This is a genomic window from Pseudoalteromonas sp. NZS100, assembly GCF_015864815.1.
GTDB lineage: Bacteria > Pseudomonadota > Gammaproteobacteria > Enterobacterales > Alteromonadaceae > Pseudoalteromonas > Pseudoalteromonas distincta.
Genome location: NZ_JADYWM010000043.1, coordinates 1 through 3093, shown reverse-complemented (window position 1 = coordinate 3093; position 3093 = coordinate 1). Strand labels below are relative to the sequence as shown.

At 48.9% G+C, this 3093-nt stretch carries 1 rRNA gene; it reads left to right on the top strand.

Going from position 1 to position 3093, the window contains the following annotated elements:
- Positions 1–172: 172 nt before the first annotated feature.
- Positions 173–3062, top strand: a 23S ribosomal RNA gene (locus I6E69_RS20360).
- Positions 3063–3093 lie beyond the last annotated feature (31 nt).

Sequence of the window (3093 nt, the reverse complement as noted above, 5' to 3'; positions counted from 1 at the left end):
ATACATTGTATTTATCAAGAGTTTTCAAAAGTAAAAAAAGAATGGTAGCAGTACCATTCAGTGCCATTTAATTAACTCTTATGAGTTGATTGATTGGTATCTACTTTAGTATTCAATATTAACTTCTGGCGAAGTTAAACTGTCACAAAACAAAGACCCGTTTGGGTTGTATGGTTAAGTGACTAAGCGTACACGGTGGATGCCTTGGCAGTTGGAGGCGATGAAGGACGTATTAACTTGCGATAAGCCTAGTCAAGCTAGTAAAAAGCGCTTGAGACTAGGATTTCCGAATGGGGAAACCCACCTGCTTGCAGGTATCGTTAACTGAATACATAGGTTAACGAGGCGAACGCGGAGAACTGAAACATCTAAGTACCCGTAGGAAAAGAAATCAACCGAGATTCCGAAAGTAGCGGCGAGCGAAATCGGAACAGCCCTTAAGCTTATTATGTGTTAATGGAAGGCTCTGGAAAGTGCCACGATACAGGGTGATAGTCCCGTACATGAAAAGACATTTTAAGTGAAATCGAGTAGGTCGGAGCACGTGAAACTTTGACTGAATATAGGTGGACCATCATCTAAGGCTAAATACTCCCAACTGACCGATAGTGAACCAGTACCGTGAGGGAAAGGCGAAAAGAACCCCTGTGAGGGGAGTGAAATAGAACCTGAAACCGTGTACGTACAAGCAGTAGGAGCCCACTTGTTGGGTGACTGCGTACCTTTTGTATAATGGGTCAGCGACTTATATTTTGTAGCGAGGTTAACCGAATAGGGTAGCCGTAGGGAAACCGAGTCTTAACTGGGCGACTAGTTGCAAGGTATAGACCCGAAACCCGGTGATCTAGCCATGGGCAGGTTGAAGGTTGAGTAACATCAACTGGAGGACCGAACCCACTAACGTTGAAAAGTTAGGGGATGACCTGTGGCTAGGAGTGAAAGGCTAATCAAACCGGGAGATAGCTGGTTCTCCCCGAAATCTATTTAGGTAGAGCCTCGGACGAATACTTACGGGGGTAGAGCACTGTTAAGGCTAGGGGGTCATCCCGACTTACCAACCCTTTGCAAACTCCGAATACCGTAAAGTAATATCCGGGAGACACACGGCGGGTGCTAACGTCCGTCGTGAAGAGGGAAACAACCCAGACCGCCAGCTAAGGTCCCAAAGTCATAGTTAAGTGGGAAACGATGTGGAAAGGCCCAGACAGCCAGGAGGTTGGCTTAGAAGCAGCCATCCTTTAAAGAAAGCGTAATAGCTCACTGGTCGAGTCGGTCTGCGCGGAAGATGTAACGGGGCTAAACTATGCACCGAAGCTGCGGATTCAGAATTTATTCTGAGTGGTAGGGGAGCGTTCTGTAAGCCGTTGAAGGTGTACCGGGAGGTATGCTGGAGGTATCAGAAGTGCGAATGCTGACATGAGTAACGATAATGGGAGTGAAAAACTCCCACGCCGGAAGACCAAGGGTTCCTATCCCATGTTAATCAGGGTAGGGTAAGTCGACCCCTAAGGCGAGGCCGAAAGGCGTAGTCGATGGGAAACAGATTAATATTTCTGTACTCGATATAATTGCGATGGGGGGACGGAGCAGGCTAAACAAGCATGGCGTTGGTAGTCCATGTGAAAGTGAGTAGGTTGGCGACTTAGGTAAATCCGGGTTGCTATTAAGACTGAGACACGAGACGAGTCACTAAGGTGATGAAGTTGTTGATGCCATACTTCCAGGAAAAGCCTCTAAGCTTCAGATTATATGGAATCGTACCCCAAACCGACACAGGTGGTCAGGTAGAGAATACTAAGGCGCTTGAGAGAACTCGGGTGAAGGAACTAGGCAAAATCGTACCGTAACTTCGGGAGAAGGTACGCTCCTATCTGTGATGAGACTTGCTCTCTAAGCGGACGGGAGCCGCAGTGACCAGGTGGCTGGGACTGTTTATTAAAAACACAGCACTGTGCAAAATCGCAAGATGACGTATACGGTGTGACACCTGCCCGGTGCCGGAAGGTTAATTGATGGGGTTATCCTTAGGGAGAAGCTCTTGATCGAAGCCCCGGTAAACGGCGGCCGTAACTATAACGGTCCTAAGGTAGCGAAATTCCTTGTCGGGTAAGTTCCGACCTGCACGAATGGTGTAACCATGGCCACGCTGTCTCCACCCGAGACTCAGTGAAATTGAAATCGCAGTGAAGATGCTGTGTACCCGCGGCTAGACGGAAAGACCCCGTGAACCTTTACTACAGCTTGGCACTGAACATTGAACCTACATGTGTAGGATAGGTGGGAGACTTTGAAGCAGCGACGCTAGTTGTTGTGGAGTCAACCTTGAAATACCACCCTTGTAGTTTTGATGTTCTAACGTTGGCCCCTGAATCGGGGTTACGGACAGTGCCTGGTGGGTAGTTTGACTGGGGCGGTCTCCTCCTAAAGAGTAACGGAGGAGCACGAAGGTTGGCTAAGTACGGTCGGACATCGTACGGTTAGTGTAATGGTAGAAGCCAGCTTAACTGCGAGACAGACACGTCGAGCAGGTACGAAAGTAGGTCATAGTGATCCGGTGGTTCTGAATGGAAGGGCCATCGCTCAACGGATAAAAGGTACTCCGGGGATAACAGGCTGATACCGCCCAAGAGTTCATATCGACGGCGGTGTTTGGCACCTCGATGTCGGCTCATCACATCCTGGGGCTGAAGTCGGTCCCAAGGGTATGGCTGTTCGCCATTTAAAGTGGTACGCGAGCTGGGTTTAGAACGTCGTGAGACAGTTCGGTCCCTATCTGCCGTGGGCGTTTGAGAATTGAGAGGGGTTGCTCCTAGTACGAGAGGACCGGAGTGAACGAACCGCTGGTGTTCGGGTTGTCATGCCAATGGCATTGCCCGGTAGCTACGTTCGGAACTGATAAGCGCTGAAAGCATCTAAGCGCGAAGCAGGCCTCGAGATGAGTTCTCACTAGACTTTTAAAGTCTCTGAAGGGCCGTTGAAGACTACAACGTTGATAGGCAAGATGTGGAAGTGGTGTGAGCCATTAAGCTAACTTGTACTAATTACCCGTGAGGCTTAACCATACAACGCCAAACGCGTTTTATGCGACAGTTT